This is a genomic window from Methylobacter psychrophilus, assembly GCF_025583945.1.
GTDB lineage: Bacteria > Pseudomonadota > Gammaproteobacteria > Methylococcales > Methylomonadaceae > Methylobacter_C > Methylobacter_C psychrophilus.
The window spans coordinates 1-1,102 of record NZ_JAOEGU010000151.1; the positions used below are offsets into that span (position 1 = coordinate 1).

Below are 1,102 nucleotides of genomic sequence, written 5' to 3' on the forward strand. Positions count from 1 at the left end.
GCCCGCTATCTGGGGCAAATTACCAGCGCAGATCGACTGGACGATTCAGTTGCTAAGGGTAAAACAGAACGGCTGGAAAATAAGATTGAAAAACTCAAAAAGGAAATCGGGCGACTCAATATAATTGAAGTGCAATTACAGGCCAGCCCCGATAAGCAAATTTCGCTAACCGATCCGGATGCTCGGTCCATGATCAGTGCGGGTAATGGCATGGTTGGCTATAACGTGCAAACTGTCGTAGATACTAAACATCACCTTATCGTTGCTCACGAAGTGACTAATGTAGGTAGTGATCGTGCCCAGTTAGCCAATATGGCTCGGCAAGCTAAAGCTGCTCTTGACGTTGATGCCTTAACCGCCGTCGCTGATCGGGGTTATTACAGTGGCCAAGAAATAAAATCTTGTGGTGAAGCAAATATCGAGGTGTATCTCCCGAAATCAGAAACGTCGAGTAATCAAGCCAAAGGACTCTTCGGTAAGCGGGATTTTATCTATAAACCTGAAGATGATGAGTACGAATGTCCTGCTGGTGAGCGGGCAATCTTCCGCTTTGATACACTGGAAAAAGGCAAAATCATGCGGCGTTATTGGTCTTCTTCCTGTGTTAAGTGCACCATGAAACCGCAATGTACCAGCGGTGTCTATCGACGCATTAGTCGCTGGGAACATGAAGCCGTATTAGATGCTTTAGAAAAACGCATTAACCAAGCACCGGAAATGATGAAAGTCAGGCGAGAAACTGTAGAGCATCCTTTTGGAACGCTTAAGCTCTGGATGGGTTACACGCACTTCCAAATGCGAACATTAGATAAGGTCAGTGCAGAAATGAGCTTGCATGTGCTTGCCTATAATTTGAAGCGAGTCATGAATATCATGGGCACTGCGGCTCTCATAGAGGCTTTGAGGGCATAAAAGCCTTCTTTTAGTCGCAGAAAGGAATTCTTTAAAGGGATTTATGCCTTTATCAGTACTGAATTGCACTTTTAGTTTTTACAGGATAAAAACCACACACAAAATAGTCGGCAAATAGTAACCCCAGAACTTGGCAGATAGCCTTATGAAGGCCATATTTTGCATAAATTGGAGTTTTCACACAGTCTGG

At 44.4% G+C, this 1,102-nt stretch carries 1 protein-coding gene; it reads left to right on the forward strand.

Translation table 11 applies throughout. The annotated features are described in order from the left end of the window. The coding region (locus N7974_RS20600; RefSeq protein WP_262967402.1) for a transposase at positions 1-912 on the forward strand (912 nt) is incomplete at its 5' end. Positions 913-1,102: the final 190 nt, after the last annotated feature.